The 20,329-nt window shown below is 44.4% G+C and carries 21 protein-coding genes; 2 read left to right on the forward strand and 19 right to left on the reverse strand.

Annotation, left to right across the window (positions count from 1 at the left end):
• Positions 1–122 precede the first annotated feature (122 nt).
• Positions 123–506 (forward strand): PaaI family thioesterase, encoded by a 384-nt coding sequence (locus AOB49_RS02380; RefSeq protein ID WP_062307466.1) that lies wholly within the window; start codon positions 123–125, stop codon positions 504–506.
• 16 nt (positions 507–522) lie between these two features.
• Here AOB49_RS02380 and AOB49_RS02385 read toward each other — a convergent pair whose 3' ends face one another.
• The 14 genes from AOB49_RS02385 to AOB49_RS02450 all read right to left on the reverse strand — a co-directional run bounded on the left by AOB49_RS02385 (position 523) and on the right by AOB49_RS02450 (position 14,367).
• Positions 523–1,932 (reverse strand): NAD-dependent succinate-semialdehyde dehydrogenase, encoded by a 1,410-nt coding sequence (locus tag AOB49_RS02385; RefSeq protein ID WP_062307469.1) that lies wholly within the window; start codon positions 1,930–1,932, stop codon positions 523–525.
• Positions 1,933–1,951: 19 nt separating this feature from the next.
• Positions 1,952–2,920: a tripartite tricarboxylate transporter substrate-binding protein gene (locus AOB49_RS02390; protein ID WP_062307473.1), complete on the reverse strand. Its 969-nt coding sequence runs from the start codon at positions 2,918–2,920 to the stop codon at positions 1,952–1,954.
• 35 nt (positions 2,921–2,955) lie between these two features.
• The gene (locus AOB49_RS02395) at positions 2,956–3,855 is read right to left on the reverse strand and encodes an NAD(P)-dependent oxidoreductase (protein WP_062307475.1); all 900 of its coding nucleotides are present in this window, start codon (positions 3,853–3,855) and stop codon (positions 2,956–2,958) included.
• Positions 3,855–4,232, reverse strand: coding sequence for a carboxymuconolactone decarboxylase family protein (locus AOB49_RS02400; protein WP_062307478.1), 378 nt, complete (start codon positions 4,230–4,232; stop codon positions 3,855–3,857). Before AOB49_RS02400 ends, AOB49_RS02395 begins: the two co-directional genes overlap by 1 nt.
• 190 nt (positions 4,233–4,422) lie before the next feature.
• Positions 4,423–5,091 carry a GntR family transcriptional regulator gene (locus AOB49_RS02405; RefSeq protein WP_062307480.1) on the reverse strand — a complete coding sequence of 223 codons (669 nt, stop codon included), beginning with the start codon at positions 5,089–5,091 and terminating at the stop codon, positions 4,423–4,425.
• Between the two features lie 155 nt (positions 5,092–5,246).
• Positions 5,247–5,795, reverse strand: coding sequence for an RrF2 family transcriptional regulator (locus AOB49_RS02410; protein ID WP_062307481.1), 549 nt, complete (start codon positions 5,793–5,795; stop codon positions 5,247–5,249).
• A 48-nt stretch (positions 5,796–5,843) separates the two neighbouring features.
• The gene (locus AOB49_RS02415) at positions 5,844–6,452 is read right to left on the reverse strand and encodes a glutathione S-transferase (RefSeq protein WP_082784043.1); all 609 of its coding nucleotides are present in this window, start codon (positions 6,450–6,452) and stop codon (positions 5,844–5,846) included.
• A 67-nt stretch (positions 6,453–6,519) separates the two neighbouring features.
• Positions 6,520–7,578 carry an AbrB family transcriptional regulator gene (locus AOB49_RS02420; protein WP_062307486.1) on the reverse strand — a complete coding sequence of 353 codons (1,059 nt, stop codon included), beginning with the start codon at positions 7,576–7,578 and terminating at the stop codon, positions 6,520–6,522.
• A 97-nt stretch (positions 7,579–7,675) separates the two neighbouring features.
• The gene (locus AOB49_RS02425; RefSeq protein WP_082784025.1) at positions 7,676–8,659 is read right to left on the reverse strand and encodes a Bug family tripartite tricarboxylate transporter substrate binding protein; all 984 of its coding nucleotides are present in this window, start codon (positions 8,657–8,659) and stop codon (positions 7,676–7,678) included.
• Between the two features lie 15 nt (positions 8,660–8,674).
• Positions 8,675–10,234 (reverse strand): rhodanese-like domain-containing protein, encoded by a 1,560-nt coding sequence (locus AOB49_RS02430; RefSeq protein ID WP_062307490.1) that lies wholly within the window; start codon positions 10,232–10,234, stop codon positions 8,675–8,677.
• Between the two features lie 27 nt (positions 10,235–10,261).
• Entirely contained in the window at positions 10,262–11,251 is a 990-nt protein-coding gene (locus AOB49_RS02435) for a Bug family tripartite tricarboxylate transporter substrate binding protein (RefSeq protein ID WP_082784026.1), read from the reverse strand.
• Positions 11,248–12,360, reverse strand: a complete 1,113-nt coding sequence (locus tag AOB49_RS02440; RefSeq protein ID WP_062307495.1) for a mandelate racemase/muconate lactonizing enzyme family protein — start codon at positions 12,358–12,360, stop codon at positions 11,248–11,250. The genes AOB49_RS02435 and AOB49_RS02440 overlap by 4 nt, the downstream gene beginning before the upstream one ends.
• Positions 12,361–12,366: 6 nt before the next feature.
• Positions 12,367–13,230, reverse strand: coding sequence for a TauD/TfdA dioxygenase family protein (locus AOB49_RS02445; protein WP_062307498.1), 864 nt, complete (start codon positions 13,228–13,230; stop codon positions 12,367–12,369).
• A gap of 36 nt (positions 13,231–13,266) precedes the next feature.
• Positions 13,267–14,367: a YeiH family protein gene (locus AOB49_RS02450; protein WP_062307501.1), complete on the reverse strand. Its 1,101-nt coding sequence runs from the start codon at positions 14,365–14,367 to the stop codon at positions 13,267–13,269.
• Positions 14,368–14,479: 112 nt separating this feature from the next.
• On the opposite strand from AOB49_RS02450, the gene AOB49_RS02455 reads away from it, so the two are divergent.
• On the forward strand, positions 14,480–15,409 hold the full coding sequence (locus AOB49_RS02455; protein ID WP_062307503.1) for a LysR family transcriptional regulator: 930 nt from the start codon (positions 14,480–14,482) through the stop codon (positions 15,407–15,409).
• An 18-nt stretch (positions 15,410–15,427) separates the two neighbouring features.
• On the opposite strand, the gene AOB49_RS02460 is transcribed toward AOB49_RS02455, so the two are convergent.
• From AOB49_RS02460 to AOB49_RS02480, 5 genes are all read right to left on the reverse strand, one after another.
• Positions 15,428–16,315, reverse strand: a complete 888-nt coding sequence (locus AOB49_RS02460; RefSeq protein WP_062307507.1) for a LysR family transcriptional regulator — start codon at positions 16,313–16,315, stop codon at positions 15,428–15,430.
• Positions 16,316–16,418: 103 nt separating this feature from the next.
• On the reverse strand, positions 16,419–17,603 hold the full coding sequence (locus AOB49_RS02465) for a CaiB/BaiF CoA transferase family protein (protein ID WP_062307509.1): 1,185 nt from the start codon (positions 17,601–17,603) through the stop codon (positions 16,419–16,421).
• 10 nt (positions 17,604–17,613) lie between these two features.
• A complete protein-coding gene (locus tag AOB49_RS02470) occupies positions 17,614–18,783 on the reverse strand; it encodes an acyl-CoA dehydrogenase family protein (RefSeq protein ID WP_062307513.1) in 1,170 nt (389 codons plus the stop codon).
• Positions 18,784–18,886: 103 nt separating this feature from the next.
• Positions 18,887–19,762 carry an NAD(P)-dependent oxidoreductase gene (locus AOB49_RS02475; protein WP_245640591.1) on the reverse strand — a complete coding sequence of 292 codons (876 nt, stop codon included), beginning with the start codon at positions 19,760–19,762 and terminating at the stop codon, positions 18,887–18,889.
• Between the two features lie 190 nt (positions 19,763–19,952).
• Positions 19,953–20,207, reverse strand: coding sequence for a hypothetical protein (locus tag AOB49_RS02480; protein WP_062307516.1), 255 nt, complete (start codon positions 20,205–20,207; stop codon positions 19,953–19,955).
• Between the last annotated feature and the right edge of the window lie 122 nt (positions 20,208–20,329).

Genomic DNA, 20,329 nt, shown 5'->3' on the forward strand with positions numbered 1-20,329 from the left:
GAATATGAGCAAATGCTAAAATTACATCCACTGAATATTCGATAGTTGATATATTTCCATTCAAAAAATAATACAGGCATTACTCTTTAGAGCACCGTCCCACCAAAAAACTTACATACATTATGAATACTATTGAGAATCCTTTTCTAGAGTCTCTTGGAGTGCAGCTGACAGAATGGCGTCCTGATTTCGCGGAGATGCAATTGAATATTTCAGAAAACCATAAAAATAGAATTGGTCGAATTCAGGGTGGACTGATGTGCACCTTACTCGACGCTGTTTGTGGCTATGCCGGCCTTTATGTTCCACCTGATCAACCGCCATTAAGAAATGTCACGCTTTCATTAACAACCAACTTCTTAAATTCCGCCGAAGGAAGTACTCTGGTTGCAAAAGGCTTCATTGAGCGTAAGGGCAAGGGGATCTATTTTGCACGCGGAGAAGTGTGGCTTGACTCCTCCATTCTTTTGGCTACTGGCGTCGGCACATTCAAATACATTCGATAAAGCTAATACACGTTGCCTATAGTCCAATACAGAGGTACTTCATCTCAAGATATTCATCTATCCCCCAAGCGCTTCCTTCCCGCCCAAGACCAGACTGCTTAACGCCACCAAATGGCGCTACCTCATTTGAAATGAGACCACTGTTGATGCCGACAATCCCATACTCCAGCGCCTCTGCAACCCGCCAGATTCGTCCAATATCGCGGCTATAAAAGTACGAAGCTAAACCAAACTCACTATTATTGGCCGCGGCAATCACCTCTTGTTCTGTTTTAAATCGGGTGATTGCAACTACTGGACCAAATGTCTCCTCCCGCATAATGAGCATATCCTCGTTAACGTCAGCTAAAACGGTTGGCTCAAAAAATAAGCCGCCCAACTGATGACGTCTCCCTCCAGAAATCAGTCTTGCTCCTTTTTGAATAGCATCTGCAATATGCAACTCCACTTTTTGAACCGCATCTTCATCAATCAATGGGCCTTGCTGCACGCCATCCAATAGACCGTTCCCAACGACTAATTCCTTACTAGCCTTACCAAGCTTTTCGACAAAGAGATCGTACAGACTGTCATGTACATAAAACCGATTTGAGCAAACACAAGTTTGTCCTGCATTTCTGTACTTTGATTGCATTGCGCCCTCTACAGCCGCATCCAGATTGGCATCTTCAAACACAATGAAAGGGGCATGACCTCCCAGCTCCAATCCAAGCTTCTTTACAGTAGATGCGGACTGGCGCATCAAGATTTTTCCAACCGGTGTAGATCCCGTAAAGGAAAGGTGCCTTACTATTGGCGAATCACAAATGACGCGCCCCACTTCAATCGAATTCGCTGAATCCGCTGTAATCACATTGATAACGCCCTCAGGCACACCAGCCTCATAAGCTAGCTTTACTAAAGCCAAGGCAGAAAGTGGCGTTTGTTCGGCAGGCTTAATCACAATCGTACAGCCTGCGGCAATTGCCGGCGCAACCTTACGTGTAATCATAGCCAATGGAAAATTCCATGGAGTAATAGAGGCGCAAACCCCAATAGGCTGCTTCAATACCATCATGCGCTTATCACCCCAAGTACTACTTGGAATTGCGCCTGTGACGCGTTTCGCCTCTTCTGCAAACCACTCTAGAAACGAAGCTGCGTAAGAGACCTCGCCCCTTGCTTCTTGCAAAGGCTTGCCCTGCTCTTTACACATTAATTCGGCTAAGTAGCTCGAATTTTCAGTCATCAACTCAAACCAGCGTCGCAAAATAATCGCACGATCCTTGCCAGTCTTTGCACTCCATGCTGGAAAAGCCTCTTTCGCTTTATTAATAGCAAGCTCAGCTTCAATGGCGCCCATGTTTTGAACGCGCTCGAGTACCTCACCTGTTGCAGGATTAAATACTTCGAATGTTTTTGGCGCCATTGAGTCTGAATCTTTCATTTTCTATGTTTACTAAATATTACTGAGGTTTAACTCCGGCATTCTTCATGGCAGTCTTCCATCTCTCAATATCGGCCTCTAGGAATTTGGATAAGGCTGCTGGATTAGCCATAGCTGGGGTAGCAACTGCTGCATCCATTTCACTAAAACGACGAGTCAAGACGGGATCCTTGAGTGCAACATTCAACGCCTTTACAAACCGATCAATAACAGGCTTTGGCGTATCTTTTGGTGCATACAAACCATGCCAAACTGACAACTGAAATCCTGGCATTCCCGATTGACTGAAAGTTGGGACGGTAGGCAATGAGCTAATGCGCTCCTTAGTTGCCACTGCAATTGCTTTTAAATTTCCGGCGCGAATGTGCTGCAATGTACTCGCTGGCTGGTCGCAAATCGCGTCTACCTGTCCTGCTAGCAAATCGTTTAGCGCTGGGCCAGTACCTTTGTAGGAAACCGATGTCCAAGACGCAGACAAGGTTGATTTCATCAAGGTTTCGCATAAATTAGATGTTGCGCCAAATCCAGCATTCGCAAAATTCAACTTACCAGGGTTCGCCCTCACATAATCAATAAAGCCATGCAAGGACTCCGCTGGGAAATCTTTTCTGACAACCAATACCATTGGGACATCGGCAACCATACCAATTGGCGAAAAATCCTTCAATGGGTCATAAGTCAATTTGGAATATAGCGCTGGGGCTGAAGCTTGAGCCATATTATGGAATAGAACTGTATAGCCATCGGGCTTAGAGTTGACGACTTTTGCAGCGCCGATTGTTCCACCTGCTCCACCAGTGTTATCAACAACTACAGGCTGACCCAAATCCTTAGAAAGTACCTGAGCCAAAATTCTACCCAAAACGTCCGTTGATCCAGCAGGAGCATACGGAACAATCATGGTGATTTGTTTATCGGGGTATGCAGCAAACGAAGCAGATGCAGATACACAAGCAAGCAATAACAGCGTTTTTTTAATGAGTTTCATGATTTCTCCATGGAATCGTTTTAGAGGGTGCTCTCTTATTTCTTTTGGGTTCTAACGTAGTCAAAGACAGCAGTATGATCTGCGCCCTTACCCAATTTTTCATCTGCCTCTTTGGCGGTTGCAAAGCATTGCTTTGCTAAGTTTGCATAGCAATTCATGCCTTCGATGAAGCTTAGGGCAATCTGAATATCTTTGCGCATCAGAGCCAATGCGAAACCAGAATTAAACGCATCGTTAAGCATGAAATTTTCAACCTTATTCTCGGTTGTATTATTTCGACCGGTAGAGGCGTTAAAAACTTGATTCACGACGTGTGGATCTAAACCAAATGCTTTAGCAGCATTCAAAGCCTCACATGTCGCAATCAAACCGGCTGCTGATACATAGTTATTCAGAGCCTTGACTGCATGCGCCGCACCCGCATCACCAACATGTGTAATGTTTTTACCCATACATTCGAGTAGTGATAGGGTCTCGTCATAATGTTCTTTTTTACCGCCAACAATAATTGCCAGTGAACCATCAATCGCTTTTTTCACACCGCCAGATACAGGTGCATCTACAAAGTGAATGCCAAGCTGCTCCAACTTTTGCTTGTTTTCTTTTGATGAAATAGGGCTTGATGAGCTCATATCAATGAGAAAACTACCTTTTGCCAAACCATCAGCAAGTGCTGGGCTACCATTAGCACCCCACAATAACGCATCAATAATTTTGCTATCAGGCAACATTAAAATGGTCACGTCCGCACCCTTTACCGCCTCGGCCGGGGATGCGGCAAATGTGAAAGCCTTGTCATCAGCAAATTTTGTGGCCACTTCTTTATTCAAGTCGAATCCAGCAACCGCATAACCCGACTTCAACAAATTTTTGGCCATGGGTAAACCCATCAGCCCCAAGCCCACAAAAGCGACTTTAGTTTCTGATGGCTTCATTAGATTCCCATTTCCTTGAAGACTTCTTTTGCCACGCGGAAACTATCAATTGCCGCTGGCACGCCACAGTAAATTGCTACTTGCAAAAATACTTCCTGGATTTCATTTTTTGTCAGCCCATTATTGATTGCGCCACGAACATGTAACTTCAATTCATGTGGGCGATTAAGCGCAGCAATCATTCCCAAGTTCAAGAAGCTACGTGTTTTACGCTCTAAACCAGGGCGATTCCAGATCTCATTCCAGCAATACTCAGTGACCAGCTCCTGCATTGGCATATTGAAGTCATCTGCATTCTTTAGTGATGTCTCAACATATTCGGCACCCAAAACTTCTTTACGTGTTTTAAGGCCTTTTTCAAATAATTCGCGGTTCATATTTATTCCTATCGGTTAATTAAATTTTTATGTCGTTTGATTGACTGAAGGGCAAAACAAGCTGCCTCAGATAAATTGAATCTTACCCTATTTTGTATTACAAAACTACAATAATACGGTAAGGGTTTTTACTTATAAGAAAAGGGCGCCTTAGCGCCCTCTTTTCTTGATGCGCAGATCCGATGAGAAATTAGCTGGAAGTTTCCGACAAGACCCTCAAGGCAATTTTGGAGGCAGCCTGAATATGCTCATAAGCAAGAGTTTTGGATTTCTCATAATCCCGATCTTTGATTGCCTTAAACATTTGATCTATCTCCTTTAGGCTCTTGCTCAAACGATCTGGCTGGAGAAGCGAAGTCCCACGAAGAATGTTTACCCTATCTAGTAACTTATTTAGACTTTCACTCACTAATTTATTTCCACAGCCATCGAGGATGATCTTGTACACATGGGATTTAGCATCGAGTAGGATCTGCTTCTCTTCCATTTTCGCCGCTTCATTGAGTTTTTGGATTGCAAGCCCCAACTCCTTAATTTGCGCATCTGATGCTAGGCGAGAAAATTCTGCAACCGCAAAACTCTCAAGCAATGCACGAAAAGCATAAAGTTCGCTAGCCTCCTCACAAGAAACAGAAGCTACAACTGGCCCCCGATGGAGCTCATGGGTAATCAACTTATCCGCCTCTAATTGACGCAATGCCTCCCTTACAGGTGGGCGACTCACTCCCAGTAACTCACAGATTTCTCGCTCAATCAGCCTATCCCCTGGCTTGTACTTGCCACCAACAATTGCCTGCTTTAAATAGGCCTCCACATACTCTCGCAAGCTTTGGGGTTTGGGTGGGAGGGTGACTGTCATTGATTGGCCTTGTTTTTTGTATCACAAAATACTACACCATAAGCCTAAACTCAACTCCCTATTAAGCCAACCCTATTGGCGCAGAATATTTCCACTCCTGGAAAACAAAAAACCCTTGAACTTTGATTCAAGGGTTTTGTCATTGAGGTTTGGATCTAAACTTTTCTCATTCGTAGATATTTACCAAATGAAAAAATAGAATTTGGCCCCAAGATCTGCTTCACCTTCTTTGAAGGGGATTTTTTTACAAGCTTCGCAGGAGCTTGGGTGCTCGCTCGCGTCTTTTCTTTAGCCTGAATGGATGCCAAACCTCGCGTACTAGTTTCAATCTGAATCACAGACTGTTGCAGCCCATGCTTCAAAGTAATGTCAGCCATCTGCTCGTGCATAAAGACTTGCAAATTCATCCACAAATCAGCGCTCAAATCCTCTTTAGGGGCTTGCTCACCTTCAATGGCGATGACAATGTCTTTTAAGGAAATATTTTCAGGTTTAGTCGCGAGAGAATAACCTCCGCCCGGACCACGGTGACTCTGAATCATACCGGCAGACTTGAGGACGGCAAAAATAATTTCAAGATAAGAAAGTGATAGCCCTTGCCGCTTACTAATCAGCGGCATAGAAATAGCATATCCCTGGGCGGTATGTGCCGCAATATCTAACAGTACATTAAATGCAATTTTGCTTTTGCTTGAAATTCTCATAGGTACCAATATATCTATTTCATTGGGAATTGCAAGTCTAGGCCTAAATCAATCCACCCAAGTCGAATATTTTTTCATTACCGAATGAAATAGCTCGGACTGAAGGTGCCGCTCTAACCATTTCTGAGTTGCAGGGAAAGGCAGACCGTCAAACTGCTGAAGATTAACCATTGAAAACTGCCTCAAAAACGGAAAAATGGCCACATCCACCCAACTTAGCCTATTACCCAGCAAATACTGGCTAGATAAAAGAGCATCCTCCATGGGCTGCAGCATTAACTCCACTGCAGCCATCAGAATCTCTTCCTGCTTGAGATGGGGAAATCGATTGGGATATTTATATTGATCCAACAAAACTTTAAATGGCCCATCGTTCTTTTCAATCCAGGCATGGGCGACATTCTCATCGACTTGCTTCCAGCCCTCGGGATCGGATATTCCCAAAGCCCAATGCATGATGTCCAAGCTTTGATCTAGAACGAGCTCACCCACACACAACACTGGAACAGTACCTTTAGGTGATGCCAGCAGCATCGATTGCGGCTTCTCCCGCAAGGAAATTTCCCGATGCTCAACTTCAATACCTGCATATCTCAATGCCATCCGAGCCCTCATGGCATAAGGGCATCTTCGATAGGAATATAAAGTTGGCATCATTATCGTTAACCCAGGCATGATCTTCGAATGATCGTCTAATCTCTCTTCCAAGCTTGCATTGATCTACTCAAGACATCCTAGTAGCTACAAATTTAGAAACAATGGGGCCAAAGATTAAAACAAATAAAAATCTTGATAGCTGCATTGACATCACAAATCCAGCATCTACAGCGCTAGTTGCGGCAATGACAGCAACTGAATCAGCGCCACCGGGGCTAGATGCCAGGTATGCGGTGAACAAATCGTAATCCGCCACTTTCCATAAGCCAACAGCGATTATTCCACTTAAGATAATCAGCGCACTAATTGCCATCAGAACCTTTGGTAATGAATCCCATGCATGCTTCAAAATTGCTCGGTTAAATCGCAATCCAATACTCCAGCCAATAATTGCATAAGCTGCAGTTAACAGAGGCAAAGGAAGTTCAATGACTAGCCAGCCAAGATACTGAAATACGATAGCCAATACCAAAGGGATCAGCATTGAGGCTGCAGGAATAGCAAGCCTATAGACGACCATAGAAACTCCGAGCGCCAAGAACATAGTCATCGCCAGATTGGTATAGTCCAACACAAACCACTGGGGCGATGCATGAGCAGGAATTACGCCAGTAGACGCGTAAAAATGCGCTATTACTGCTGCAATTACTGTCACCATAGCTACCCGCAAGTACTGCATAAAAGCCACCAAGCGCACATCGGCGCCATAAGACTCAGCCATGACTACCATCGCGGCTGCTGCCCCAGGAGCCAATCCCCATACCGCGGTACTTCCTGGAAAAATGCCCCGCCGCATAAAGAACCAACCTAACAAAACGCTTGCAGCAAAAACCGATAAAGATACGCCCACAAAAAGTAGCCAATGATTTCCCAGGCTATTGAGAGCCTGAGGATCCAAACTACGCGCCATCAAACAAGCAATCACCCCTTGAGCTAAACCAAAATACCATTTGGGAATAGTTAAAACCGATCCCCGAGTAGACATCAAAATTGCAGCAAGCATGCAACCTAGTAGAACGGCGGCAGGGAAATGACCCAGATTAAGTAGTGCAGAAAATAGGATGCTCAGACAAACCAAAAACACCCAACGGATAGGTGTGCTGGCTTGGGGGAAATGAAAATGCATACCGAATATTAGTCTATTGGAGAATGGGTAGTCTGCTTGATTCTGAATGCGTTTATTTGCCGCCGACTACCCTACAACTTATAAATAGAGATGAAGCCTACTTCAATGTGATTCCTGCTTCCTTAATGACTTGCGTATAACGCTTTAACTCATCATTTAATGAAGCCGTAAATTGCTCTGGACTGCCTGAAGAAACTCCATAACCCATTGCCTCTACCTGCTTCTTAAATTCAGGATTCTCAAGAATTGCCAGCGTATCGCGATTAATTTTTCTGACGATCTCTTTAGGCGTACCTGCTGGAGCCAAAATTCCTTGCCAGCTTTCCACATTAAATCCAGGAACGCCCGACTCAGCAATAGTGGGAACATCTGGCAATGCCAAAGATCTATACGAAGTCGTCACTGCAATAGGAACTAATTTTTTAGCTTTAATAAATTCAGTGACTGCGGCTGTAGTAATCATCGTCGCGTCAACATGATCACCCATCACAGCAAGCGCAGCAGGACCGCCCCCAGGATATGGGATGTAATTCACATTAAGCTGCAAAGCTTTACGCAGCATTTCGTGTGAAATATGTCCAATGCCTCCATTGGTAGGCAGACCTACGGAGATAATCCCGGGCTTACTGCGAACTAAGTCCGCATATTCCTTCAAAGTAGTAACACCTAGTCCAGGGCGAACTACCAAGATTTGGGGATTTGCTGCGACCTTGACGACACCAGTGAGATCACTCAGAGAATAAGATGGCTTGGCAATTAAAGCGAGGTTCAAAACAACTGCATCGCTGTGCAACAACAAGGTATACCCATCCGGCTTTGATTTGGCAACATAAGCAGCCCCTATAGCCCCACCTGCCCCAGTCATATTCTCAACAATCACCGGCTGCTTCCAAGTCACAGATAACTTCTCAGCAACCAATCTTGCCAGGCGATCCGTGCTCCCCCCGGCCGACACTGGAATAATGATCTTTACCGGCTTAGAAGGATAGATTTCATTGCCGTGAGCACTACCCTGGAAAGCGGCAATCAAAATCCCGACAAATAAATACAGATAACGTTTTGTGATTTTGTTTAAGTTCATGATCGGACCGGGTGCTTAATGAATGGAATACAAATTAATTTCATCTGCATCTAACTGCGCTATCAGGCCCGTTTCCCACTCTAGATAACGACGAGCAGCATCTTTATTGCCATCATGCCTATCGTGTACAAAGAATAAAAAATCAATACACTCCATATCACTTGGAATCGACTCAGAAGATATTGTCTTTAATTCGGTCGGGAATGTATTGCCTTTCAATTCATAGAGAGCAGCCGAAAGATTAAAATGCCGCAGCTCTAATAAAGCGCCATACGTAAGAGCCGGATCATCCGAAATCAGCACAATCGGCTTATCCACTTTAGATACAACATCCACAAAGCGAGGGCGAATTGCCCATGTCGAATTTGGTAAATGCGCCTTACGAAACTGCATACTGCCTCGAATATCCAGTAGGATTGCAGAGCTATTTTGAGCAATATCCTGCAATTCTGCAGTGCTAATGATTTTTGATCCCATTCGATAATCGGGCTGAGGATTTTGCAGAGAAACTTGACTATTTATCCCATCTGTCAAAACAGAAACATCATGGCCCATTTGCTTGAGCCAACTAGCTACAGTAATTGCCCTTACGCCATCAGAGTCGTAAAGCACGATGCGTGCATTCCGCACCCCAACAAATTGATCTGTAGCCTGAATGAGTTGCCCGCCCGGCGTATGCTGTGCTCCAGGCAGACCATCTACTGCAAATTCTTCAGCAGTCCTCACATCACATAGATATAAAGATCGATCAGTCTCCTTTGACCATAAAGCAAACTGTTCATCAGAAACCGATGGGATCTCATACTTAGCTTGCAGCGCCTTAGCAGCAAGCAGCAAGTCTTCATCCACCATAGGCTCAGCGTATTGAGCAACTTTTCCATGATCGAGAACGTAATCTTTAAGATACCATCCTTGAGTACCATTCTCTAATGCATATACTGGATTTTTAATTCCCAGATTAATGAGTGTTTGAGCGCCGATGATGCTTCTCGTTCTACCGGCGCAATTGATCACAATTTTGGTGTTCCTGCTCTTGACATGGCTTTTAATACGATAAGGCAACTCACCATTTGGACAACATTGAGCAGTTGGAATGCTCATTTTCTCAAACTCACTTTGAGGTCTACCATCCAACACAACTAAGTCCTCGGCATCGCCCATCATCTTTGTGAGCTCATCCGCACTCAATCGAGGCGTATGGCACTGATGCTCTACTAGCTCACCAAAGGTTTTTGAAGGTAAATTGACACCGGCAAAGAGGTTAAACCCGGCATTCTTCCAGGCTTGTGTGCCACCGGTCAAAACAAACACTTGTTGGTAACCTTGCATGACGAGCGCTTCGGCTGCTTGCTTTGATACTCCCAGGCCATTCTCGTCATAAACCACGAGGCGTACCGACTTGCGCGGAGCCAAGCGAGCCGCATCAAACTCCAAGCGACTATATGGAACTGAAGTTGCCAAGAAGAGATGTGACTCTCCATATTGACCATGCTCGCGCACATCAAATAGAGCAATCTCTGCTCTGTCATGGAGCCATTGCTTTAATTTTTTTGCATCAACTGATTGAACTGGCATTCCATTTCCTGTTTATTGAGTAAGAGATTATTCGGCCTTAATATTAAGACGCTTAATAACTTTATCCCATTTAACAAGATCAGCATCCACCATAGCGGCAAACTGAGGCATAGTCATTGGCTTTACCTCCAAGCCCTGCCCAGCAAGTTTTGTTTGCGTTTCAGGATTCTTTAAAGACTCGTTTACTGCCCAATGGATTTGCTCCAAGGTTTTCTGCGGGGTCTTGGCAGGAGCAAATACACCGTACCAAGGCTCAAAACTAAAGCCTTTCAACCCACTCTCATTCAATGTAGGAAGAGATGGCAAAGAAGGCGTTCTGGCCAAGCCAGAAGTAGCAAGCGCCCTAACCTGACCTGAGTCTATGTAAGGCTTTATTGCTGCAATAGTCATAAACATTGCCTGGATTTGCCCGCTAATCAAATCTGTAATAGCGGGGCCAGAGCCCTTATACGGAACATGAGTTGCCTGAAAGTGGGCGGACTCTTCAAACATCTCCATCGCAAGATGCCCCGCACTTCCAATACCGCCTGATCCGTAATTGATCTTGCCAGGATTCTTCTTGGCATAAGCAAGAAATTCTGTAATATTTTTTACGGGAAGAGAGTTAGTAACAACCAAAACATTGGGGGTGATACCAATATCCGCAACGGGAACAATATCTTTACGGGTGTCAAATGACAGCTTCTCATATAGGGCTGGATTAAAAACAAAGCCCATGTGATGAAACATGATTGTTTTGCCATCAGCATTCGAGGTGGCTAACTTTGCGGTGGCGATTGTCCCGCCAGCTCCACCCTTATTGTCAATAACAATTGAGTCGCCTAAATACTTACCCAAATCCGGCGCTAATTGCCTAGCAACTATATCGACCGTTCCACCAGGTGCAAATGGAACCAAAATGGTAGTGGTCTTATTGGTTTGCGCAAGCGATAGACCTGCCAAAGACATTAAAAAAATACTGAGTAATTTTTTAATGTGAACCAAACTAACGGGTAATGTATGGTGTGTTGAGCTCATTTATAGAATGTATATTTACGTATTTTTTCATCATCAAGAATCACCCCAAGCCCGGGGCCGTGAGGTAAGGGTATAGATCCACTAGAGATATCTAACTTTTGAGTCACAATATCATCTACTGTTTTTAGTGGGCCAACGCACTCAAGGCCCGGAAGAACATCTGGACTAGTGCAAGCAAACATAATTTCAGCAACCGTATTAATACCTAGACCAAAGCCATGCCCAATCACAACCTTAAGTCCTGCCGCACTAGCAGTTTCAAGCATGCGGCGAGCATTTAAGAAGCCACCTTGCTTCATCACCTTTAATTTCACTATGTCTGCAGCATCTTCCTTGATTACCGCAATTAAACTTTCATGATCAATGATTGACTCATCAGCCATGATTGGAATGCCAACCGCTTGTCTTACCTTTGCCATGCCGACTAAATCATCCGCATGAACTGGCTGCTCAAATAACTGCAGATCAAACGGCTCTAGTAGACGCCCCAAAGCAATCGCCTCTTCAACCTGATAACCCGCATTTGCATCCGCACGCAACTTCATTGTTGACCCGACCGCCTCACGAATAGCGGCAATACGATCTTTGTCCGCCTGGATGTTTCCGCCAACCTTTACCTTCGCAGATTTAAAACCCTTATCAAACCATTTTTTTGCTTCAGCGGCAGCTTCATCGGGAGGCAAGATTCCTATCCAGGCATTAAACAATACCTCATCGACAACTTCTCCGCCAAGATAAGTGTAAACCGGAACATCTAATTTTCTACAAATTAAATCTGTACAGGCCATTTCAATTGCGGCTTTGGCGTCATAAAAATGCTCGACGCTGCGATTCATTGAGATCAATAACTCGTGAATATTAAATGCATCTAGCCCAATCACCGATGGCGCCAATACCTCCTTAAGTACCTTAAGGGAATCCTCAATTGACTCTGCGGAGTAGCCTGGCGAAGGATCTATATTGCCAAGACCCACGCGTCCTTCATCATCAGTGATTCGAATAACTGCACTTTTTTGCACGGTTTTGGTAACGTAGGCATTCTTAAAACCACCACCCACTAATGGGACGGCAACCCCAAACACTTCAACCTTGGAAATAGTAGATTTCATATTGCCTTATTCAAATGGGGTAACAGAACTGCCTTTAATTTGGGTGCGATGCATTAAGCGCCTAGACTGAGGATCAAAGCTATCGCGACGATGTAGCGTGCAGCGGTTATCCCAAAGAATTAAATCGTGTAATTGCCAAACCTGAGTAAAAGTAAATTCAGGGTTATCTATATGAGCCCATAGCTCGTCTAATAACTGGTTGCTCGCATCCAAATCCATACCTAAGATATAGCTATTACGCCGTCTTCCCAAAAAAAGACACGGCAAACCCGACTCGGGATGTTTTGCTACGAGCGGGTGATGGGCTCCAGGAGCCTCTCTTGGATCCGTAACATCTTTCATGCCCTTGCGAATCATGCCGGCACTGTTATAGGTAGCATCATGAATAGCCTTGCGCCCTTTGATTGCCTGTTTCAGATGGGTTGGCAGGGCTTCATAGGCCAAGTACATATTTCCCCACTCCGTATTACCGCCTGTAGCTGGAATCTCAAGCGCGTGTAGAAATGAGGCCTTTGGAGGCATCTCAATATAGGTCATATCTGCGTGCCAAACGGCCTCACCATCGCCCAGCCCCCCAACCGGCTGATCGCCCACCTTAATGTTGGAGATCACATTAATATCAGGAAAATCCGCTAAAAATGGCTTGCCATAAGAATTCGGACCCGGCGGATCAATCTCGCCAAAGTTTCGACTAATTTCCAGCAATTGAGGATCAGTGAGCTCCTGACCTCTAAATCTCAGTACTAGATGCTCCTTCCAGGCGGCCAATATCTGCTGAAGATCCTCTTGAGAGATGGGTTTGGACATATCAACTCCAGAAACCTCTGCACCCAATGCGTTTGCCAGTTTTTGGATCTTTAATTTAGCCATATAAGAGTCTCCTGAATGAATAAACGTTTTACCACTTTAAATTACAAATTGCATTTTTGATAATGCTGTTGCAGCCAGATTAATGGCGCCACCACCAAAAACAAGCCATAAAAATAAAATCGATGCCAAAAACAAAGGCTTCATTCCGGCATTTTTCATGGCGGAGAATTGAGTTGTTAGACCCAATGCAGCCATCGCAGCTGCAAGCAAAAAGTTATCGATCAATATCACATATTGAACCCACTCGACTGAAAATAAATTTGCTGAATTAAATGCGATCACCAATAAAAATAAAAATGCAAACCAAGGGGTGCCTGATTTCAAAGTCCGAAGTCTCGCATATTTACTGACGTTATTCGTGCTTTGACTATCCAATATTTTTTCATAAGAATTGCTAAGATAAATCGATAACCCTATCAAGAAAGGGCCAAGCATCATCACGCGCATCATTTTCGTAATTACAGCAGTATCAGCAACATCACTACCCACCGATTTTGCCGCTGCAAGCACCTGAGCAACCTCATGAACTGTAGAGCCGATATAAACACCAAACTGAAGTGGAAATTCAATATTGGCAAAATAAATTTGCCCTAGGTTATATATAGCAGGATAAGCAAATATAGAAATTGTTCCGAATATCACCACGGTAGAAATAGCCACCGTTACCTTTTCATTTTCGGCCCTAACAACAGGCTCGGTCGCTAAGATTGCTGCGGCTCCGCAGATTGCGCTACCCGCTCCAATCAAGATAGCGATATCCTTGTCTAACTTGAAATACCTAACCCCAAGAAATATAGCTAAGCCGAAGGTTGAAAGAAACACTGCAAGATCAATCATGGCTCCCAAGATACCAACATCACCAATATCTTGAAAGGTTAATCTAAAACCATAAAGCACAATTCCTATTCGTAAAATACGTTGCTTTGCGAACTGAATGCCTGGCGAAAAATCTTTTACAACAGGCGTAAAAAATTTCAAATTACCCAAGCCAATCCCCACCAGAATTGCCAGGGTCAATAAACCCAATCCATTGCTCGATAACCAGTAAAAATGTTCCGTTAACTGCATTGCTATGAGGCCAATGCAAACACATAACAGCATCCCCGAAAAGAATTTTGAGTTGAATTTTGCGTTCATTCTTGGAGGAGTGATACTTCCTATAGGTGGCGAATATTTCTGAGTGTAGGCGTATTTATTTACCTGTAAAACAACTTATTTCTCTATAATCAAACTAGAAAATAGGTTAATTATGAGAATATCGCTAAGGCAACTTCAAATCTTTATTGCCATCTGCCGGTCTGGGAGCACAGCTGCTGCTGCGGAACTTGTATCGCTATCCCAATCAGCAACTAGTGCCTCACTGAATGAGCTTGAATCCCTTCTTAATACGGAGTTATTTGATCGAATTGGAAAAAAACTCGTCCTTAATGAAAATGGTAGGCAAATACTTCCCCATGCCATGCAAGCAATCGATATCAGCAACTCAATTCAAGATCAGTTCAATCCAAATAAACAGCACACAAAATCGAGTCTTCATATCGGCGCAAGCACCACTATTGGAAATTATTTATTGCCATCCCTCTTAAGTGAATATGCCAAAGAAGCCGCAATCCTCCCGCAAATAGAAATTGCCAATACCTCGAATGTAGCTTCAGCAGTGGCAAATTTTGAAGTAGAGTTTGGTCTTATCGAAGGTCCATGTCACGAAACCGATCTTTTAGTTGAAAAATGGCTTGAAGATGAATTAATTATCGTCAGCTCAAACGATCATCCACTGGCGATCAAGAGTCGCAGATCAAAAGTTACTAGCAAAGATCTCGCTGGCGCTGGATGGCTGCTTCGCGAATCCAAATCTGGAACACGCGAGGCCGTTGAAAATTTACTAAAAAATCATATGGACCAACTCAATTCAGCTGGTGAATTTAGCAACTCCGAGGCAATTAAACGAAGTGCTGCAGAGGGGCTGGGCATAGCATGCCTATCTCGATCAGTTGTATCTGACCTGCTAGCACTTGGCAGACTAGTAGAGCTTTCAACCACATTGCCGCCCCTCACCAGAAATCTATACATTATCCAAAATAAACATAAGGTAATTTCCCGATGGAATCAAGGATTCTTGGAGCACTGTAGAAAGAAAGGGCGGATGATAAATAAATCTAAAAAAGATTCAATCTCTTAGCCCACGGGGTTAGCCCAGTTAGCGCTGAATAAACTCTTCAAGAAATTTTTGCAAAATGGTGTTATTTAATTTTTCTTTTCTGACGCATAACAGAATTCGGCGTTTTGCCCACTCTTCTTCAATAGGAACGGCAATCAAATTGTTATCCTGAAGATTGATCGGCTGCTCGGTCGCAAAGGGTAGGAAACCAACGCCTAGGCCAGCGGACACTGCCTTTTGAATAGCCTCAAAACTACGTACCTCAATCCGCGTTCTCATGACTTTGTCGATCTTGCTTGCCTCCATAGCAAGAAGACGCATGAGATTAGCGCTCGCCTCTAAACCGACAATCTCATAATCCAGAATTTGGGAATACCTGAGATTCTTTACCTTGCCAAGAGGATGACCTTTTTGAAAAACAGCACACAAACGATCTGTTCCATAGTCATATAACTCAAGCCCATTAGTCACCGAGCCATTGATGATGAATCCAACATCAATCTGCGCTGACAGCAGGCTTTTGACAACCTCATCACTCCAGCGCTCCTGAACAACCACTCGATAGTCAGGATACTTCTTTAAAAATTTAGCTAAATCTTTTGGGAAGCGATGCGTCATAACAGAAGTTGACGCCATCACTCGTAATACGCCTTTGCTACCTGTTTCGTAGTCAGCCATCTCAGACTGCATCTGGTTGATATCGACCAACAGATCTTTCGCATGCTTAACTAAAGCCGCGCCCGCTGTCGTTAACTCAATACCGCGTGATGAGCGATCAAAAAGGGAGGCTTTAAATCGATGTTCGAGAAGCGCAATACGCCTACTTGCTGCCGCCAAACTCATATTCGATTCTTCAGCAGCTTTAGTGAGGCTACCCAACTCCGCAGCCTTCACAAATAATGCCAAGGAATCTACATCAGGAAGCATATTCTCTATCCATCTCTAAACTGCATAATCAACAGGATAGGTCAATTGCCTATCCGAGCCGTTCATGCACCCTAGCGAACTAGAGACTACTTGGCTATAAGGATTATATTATTTTTGAATTTTTCAGATGAACAATCTGATCACTACTCAAACCAAGCTCTTCAAGAATTGCCTCGCTATGCTGCCCTACAGCAGGAATAGGATCCATACGATAGTCATATTGATCATTGAGCCCCGGGGGCAGTAACGCCGGAAGGTCGCCAGACGGTGAATCAACATAACGCCATCTGTGTCTTGCACCTAATTGAGGGTGATCCCACAGATCTTTCATCGTATTGACTTGGGCGTTGGCGATCTGCGCATCCTCTAAACGTTGAGTCACTGCTTCAATGGAGAGCTGAGTAAAACACTCATCAATGATTTTCTTCAGAGACTCACGATTTTCATTACGTTTAAAGTTCGATGAATATCTCTCATCGCTTGCAAGATCGGGCTGCAATATAACCTTATCGCAAAACAACTTCCACTCTCGCTCATTTTGCAATCCGAGCATCACCGTATCACCACCTCCAACTCCAAATGGGCCATATGGGTAGATAGTTGCATGAGAAGCGCCATTTCTTGGTGGCGGCTCTGCGCCATCAAACGCGTAATACATTGGAAAACCCATCCACTCACCCAGAGCCTCAAGCATGGAGACATCAATATGTGATCCAACATGGGTTTTATTTCTGAGTAACAAGGCGCTCAAGATATTGGTGTAGGCATACATCCCCGCAGCAATATCAGCAATTGAGTTTCCAGACTTGCTTGGCGTCTCTTTAGTACCGGTCACCGATAAGAACCCTGCCTCACTTTGGATTAGCAAGTCGTACGCCTTCTTATTGGTATACGGACCAAAATTTCCATACCCGGAAATATCGCAAACAATCAAACGAGGATTGAGTTTTTTTAATTCTTCAACAGATAAACCCATTCTTGAAGTGGCACCGGGCGCTAAGTTCTGCACAAATACATCCGCAGTCTTGAGAAGGGATTTCAAAATCTCCAATGCCTCTGGCTGCTTGAGATCTAAGGTCAAGCTTTCTTTAGAGCGATTGGTCCATACAAAATGGGAGGACATGCCTTTGACGCGCTGATCATATGCACGGGCAAAATCGCCCACCTCAGGACGCTCCACCTTAATCACACGAGCGCCAAGATCCGCTAATTGACGCGTACAGAAGGGGGCGGCAATGGCATGCTCTAGGGATACAACGGTGACACCATCTAATGGACGAATACTCATAACAACCTCATTAGAAAGAGCGCGGGAGGCCGAGGATATGCTCAGCTACGTACGAGTAAATCAAGTTAGTTGAGATTGGCGCAACCTGATAAAGACGAGTCTCGCGGAACTTCCGCTCAACGTCATATTCATTAGCAAAGCCAAAGCCACCATGTGTTTGCAAGCAAACGTTCGCCGCTTCCCATGATGCTTTAGCAGCCAAGTATTTGGCCATATTTGCCTCTGCGCCACATTGTTGTTTTGCATCAAATAGATCGCAAGCTTTGAAGCGCATTAAGTTTGCTGCTTCAGTTTCAATATAAGAATCCGCAATCGGAAATTGAATACCCTGGTTCTTGCCAATTGGACGATCAAAGACAACGCGCTCGTTTGCATAACGACGGGCCTTATCGACAAACCAATATGCATCGCCAATACACTCTGCTGCGATTAAAGTGCGCTCTGCATTAAGGCCATCTAAGATGTACTTAAAGCCCTTACCCTCTTCACCAATCAAATTCTCAGCAGGAATTTCCAAATTATCGAAGAACACTTCATTGGTTTCGTGATTGACCATATTCGCAATGGGCTGAATATCCATTCCCTTACCAATCGCTTCTTTGAGATCAACGATAAAGATCGACATACCCTCAGACTTTTTCGCCACCTCAGATAATGGCGTAGTGCGAGCCAGCAGAATCATGAGGTCTGAGTGCTGAATACGAGAGATCCAGACCTTTTGGCCATTAACAACGTACTTATCGCCTTTTTTAACCGCAGTTGTTTTTAGCTTAGTCGTATCAGTACCAGTTGTTGGCTCAGTAACTGCCATCGATTGCAGGCGCAGCTCACCTGTCGCAATCCTCGGAAGATAGAGCTTCTTCTGCGCATCAGAACCATGTCGCAATAGAGTGCCCATGTTGTACATCTGACCATGACAAGAACCGGCATTACCTCCGGAGAAATTAATCTCCTCCATAATGACCGACGCTTCTGCCAAGCCCAAACCAGAGCCACCGTATTCCTCAGGAATTAAAGCGGCGAGCCAACCTGCTTGTGCCATAGCATCTACAAAAGCTTCTGGATAGTCGCGTTCATGGTCGATCTTTTGCCAGTAGGCTGAGTCAAAGCTTCCACAAAGATCGCGCAAGGCTTCGCGCATATCTTGGTATTGATCTGGTTTTGGGATAGGGTGATTCATTGAATTCTCCGTACGATATAAGCTAACTGAATCATCTTCCTTTGCCCGAGAAATCGGAATTGGAATTAACTAAACAGTTCCTTCGATTTTTTCGAAGACTGCCTCAGTTTGCTGGCACATACCTCGTATAGAGCACCTGGGTACCATTTCTGCCGCAACCCTTAGCTACCAGATCCTCATATAGCCGCTTGGCCAGGGCCAATGCAGGCAATTCTAGGTTGGACTTTTGCGCTTCCTCTAATGCAATCCCCAAGTCTTTTAAGAAGTGCTCAACGTAAAATCCTGGGGCAAAATCGCCAACAATCATCTTTGCACCCAAATTCACCAGCTGAAATCCAGAAGCTGCACCGCCACCAATCGACTCCATAACCGTCTCAGGATTTAAACCGAGTGACTTTGCATAGCCCAGCCCTTCGCTCACACCCATAATCGTTCCAGCAATCACAATTTGATTGCACATCTTCGCATGCTGACCAGCGCCAGGACCACCTTGCAGAACAACGTTAGAGCCCATGAGCTGAAAAATGGGGAGCATGGCATCAAAATCTGCTTGTTTTCCACCGACCATAATGGCCAGCTTTGCATTGCGAGCACCAATATCCCCGCCCGATACTGGCGCATCTAGAGCGTGACAACCCCGCTTCTCAGCCTCATCTGCAATCTTCTTTGCAAGAGATGGGCTTGAGGTAGTCATATCAATCAAGTAGGCGTTTTGCGCTCTATCCAAAATATTTCCAGCACCGAAATACACCTCCTCTACATCGGAGGGGTAACCAACCATGGTAATGATGACATCAGACTGCGCAGCTAAATCACCGATAGAATCAAACCATTGGGCACCTTTAGCCACTAACTCATCCGTTTTAGCTTTTGAGCGATTAAATACATTCAAGGGATGACCTGCCGCAAGCAAATGTCCAGCCATGCTGCTACCCATGATTCCAAGGCCAATAAAGCCAATTCTTAATTTATTACTCACTCAATCCACCTTTTGTATTGTTATTTTGAACAATACAAATCTTACCCAATTAATGGGGTTTGCTGTTAAATGTGACTGATGAAAAAACTATTGAGCGTGACACTGCTCATGATTCTTGTAGTCATTGGCCTGTACTTTATGGCTATCCTGCTACTTGGGCGCATTACTTGGTTAGATACTTAACGATAGATTAATCTCTCAGGCGAACAAGACCTTCCTTACGAACCGCCACACCATCTCTTAGCAATCGATGAAGCGCCATTCTGGCCGCTCTTGAAGATTCTTCAGGTGAGCCATCTAATCTTAGCGAGGCTTCGTAGATGAGGAGCTCAGTCTCCCAGCCATAAACATCACCCTCCATCTCCAGCAAACTAATCAACAAATCCCTTGGACTGGGATCAGTCCGCATACGATGAGTGGTTTCATCTAGATGATGATGTTGCATAAGCACCTCCCCTATCTCAAAAGAGTAAGTCAGATAGCAAATTCACTTGATTCAGGATGCCACGGGGTCATTATGAAACTGTTTTATCAAAATGTCCTTATTTTCTTGATCAAGATCAGGGG

It is taken from the genome of Polynucleobacter sinensis (genome assembly GCF_001595985.1).
GTDB classification, from domain to species: Bacteria; Pseudomonadota; Gammaproteobacteria; order Burkholderiales; family Burkholderiaceae; genus Polynucleobacter; species Polynucleobacter sinensis.

Coding starts and splice junctions, on each gene's coding strand:
- AOB49_RS02380 (WP_062307466.1), top strand. CDS start 123: ATGAATACTATTGAGAATCCTTTTCTAGAGTCTCTTGGAGTGCAGCTG.
- AOB49_RS02385 (WP_062307469.1), bottom strand. CDS start 1,932: ATGAAAGATTCAGACTCAATGGCGCCAAAAACATTCGAAGTATTTAAT.
- AOB49_RS02390 (WP_062307473.1), bottom strand. CDS start 2,920: ATGAAACTCATTAAAAAAACGCTGTTATTGCTTGCTTGTGTATCTGCA.
- AOB49_RS02395 (WP_062307475.1), bottom strand. CDS start 3,855: ATGAAGCCATCAGAAACTAAAGTCGCTTTTGTGGGCTTGGGGCTGATG.
- AOB49_RS02400 (WP_062307478.1), bottom strand. CDS start 4,232: ATGAACCGCGAATTATTTGAAAAAGGCCTTAAAACACGTAAAGAAGTT.
- AOB49_RS02405 (WP_062307480.1), bottom strand. CDS start 5,091: ATGACAGTCACCCTCCCACCCAAACCCCAAAGCTTGCGAGAGTATGTG.
- AOB49_RS02410 (WP_062307481.1), bottom strand. CDS start 5,795: ATGAGAATTTCAAGCAAAAGCAAAATTGCATTTAATGTACTGTTAGAT.
- AOB49_RS02415 (WP_082784043.1), bottom strand. CDS start 6,452: ATGATGCCAACTTTATATTCCTATCGAAGATGCCCTTATGCCATGAGG.
- AOB49_RS02420 (WP_062307486.1), bottom strand. CDS start 7,578: ATGCATTTTCATTTCCCCCAAGCCAGCACACCTATCCGTTGGGTGTTT.
- AOB49_RS02425 (WP_082784025.1), bottom strand. CDS start 8,659: ATGAACTTAAACAAAATCACAAAACGTTATCTGTATTTATTTGTCGGG.
- AOB49_RS02430 (WP_062307490.1), bottom strand. CDS start 10,234: ATGCCAGTTCAATCAGTTGATGCAAAAAAATTAAAGCAATGGCTCCAT.
- AOB49_RS02435 (WP_082784026.1), bottom strand. CDS start 11,251: ATGAGCTCAACACACCATACATTACCCGTTAGTTTGGTTCACATTAAA.
- AOB49_RS02440 (WP_062307495.1), bottom strand. CDS start 12,360: ATGAAATCTACTATTTCCAAGGTTGAAGTGTTTGGGGTTGCCGTCCCA.
- AOB49_RS02445 (WP_062307498.1), bottom strand. CDS start 13,230: ATGGCTAAATTAAAGATCCAAAAACTGGCAAACGCATTGGGTGCAGAG.
- AOB49_RS02450 (WP_062307501.1), bottom strand. CDS start 14,367: ATGAACGCAAAATTCAACTCAAAATTCTTTTCGGGGATGCTGTTATGT.
- AOB49_RS02455 (WP_062307503.1), top strand. CDS start 14,480: ATGAGAATATCGCTAAGGCAACTTCAAATCTTTATTGCCATCTGCCGG.
- AOB49_RS02460 (WP_062307507.1), bottom strand. CDS start 16,315: ATGCTTCCTGATGTAGATTCCTTGGCATTATTTGTGAAGGCTGCGGAG.
- AOB49_RS02465 (WP_062307509.1), bottom strand. CDS start 17,603: ATGAGTATTCGTCCATTAGATGGTGTCACCGTTGTATCCCTAGAGCAT.
- AOB49_RS02470 (WP_062307513.1), bottom strand. CDS start 18,783: ATGAATCACCCTATCCCAAAACCAGATCAATACCAAGATATGCGCGAA.
- AOB49_RS02480 (WP_062307516.1), bottom strand. CDS start 20,207: ATGCAACATCATCATCTAGATGAAACCACTCATCGTATGCGGACTGAT.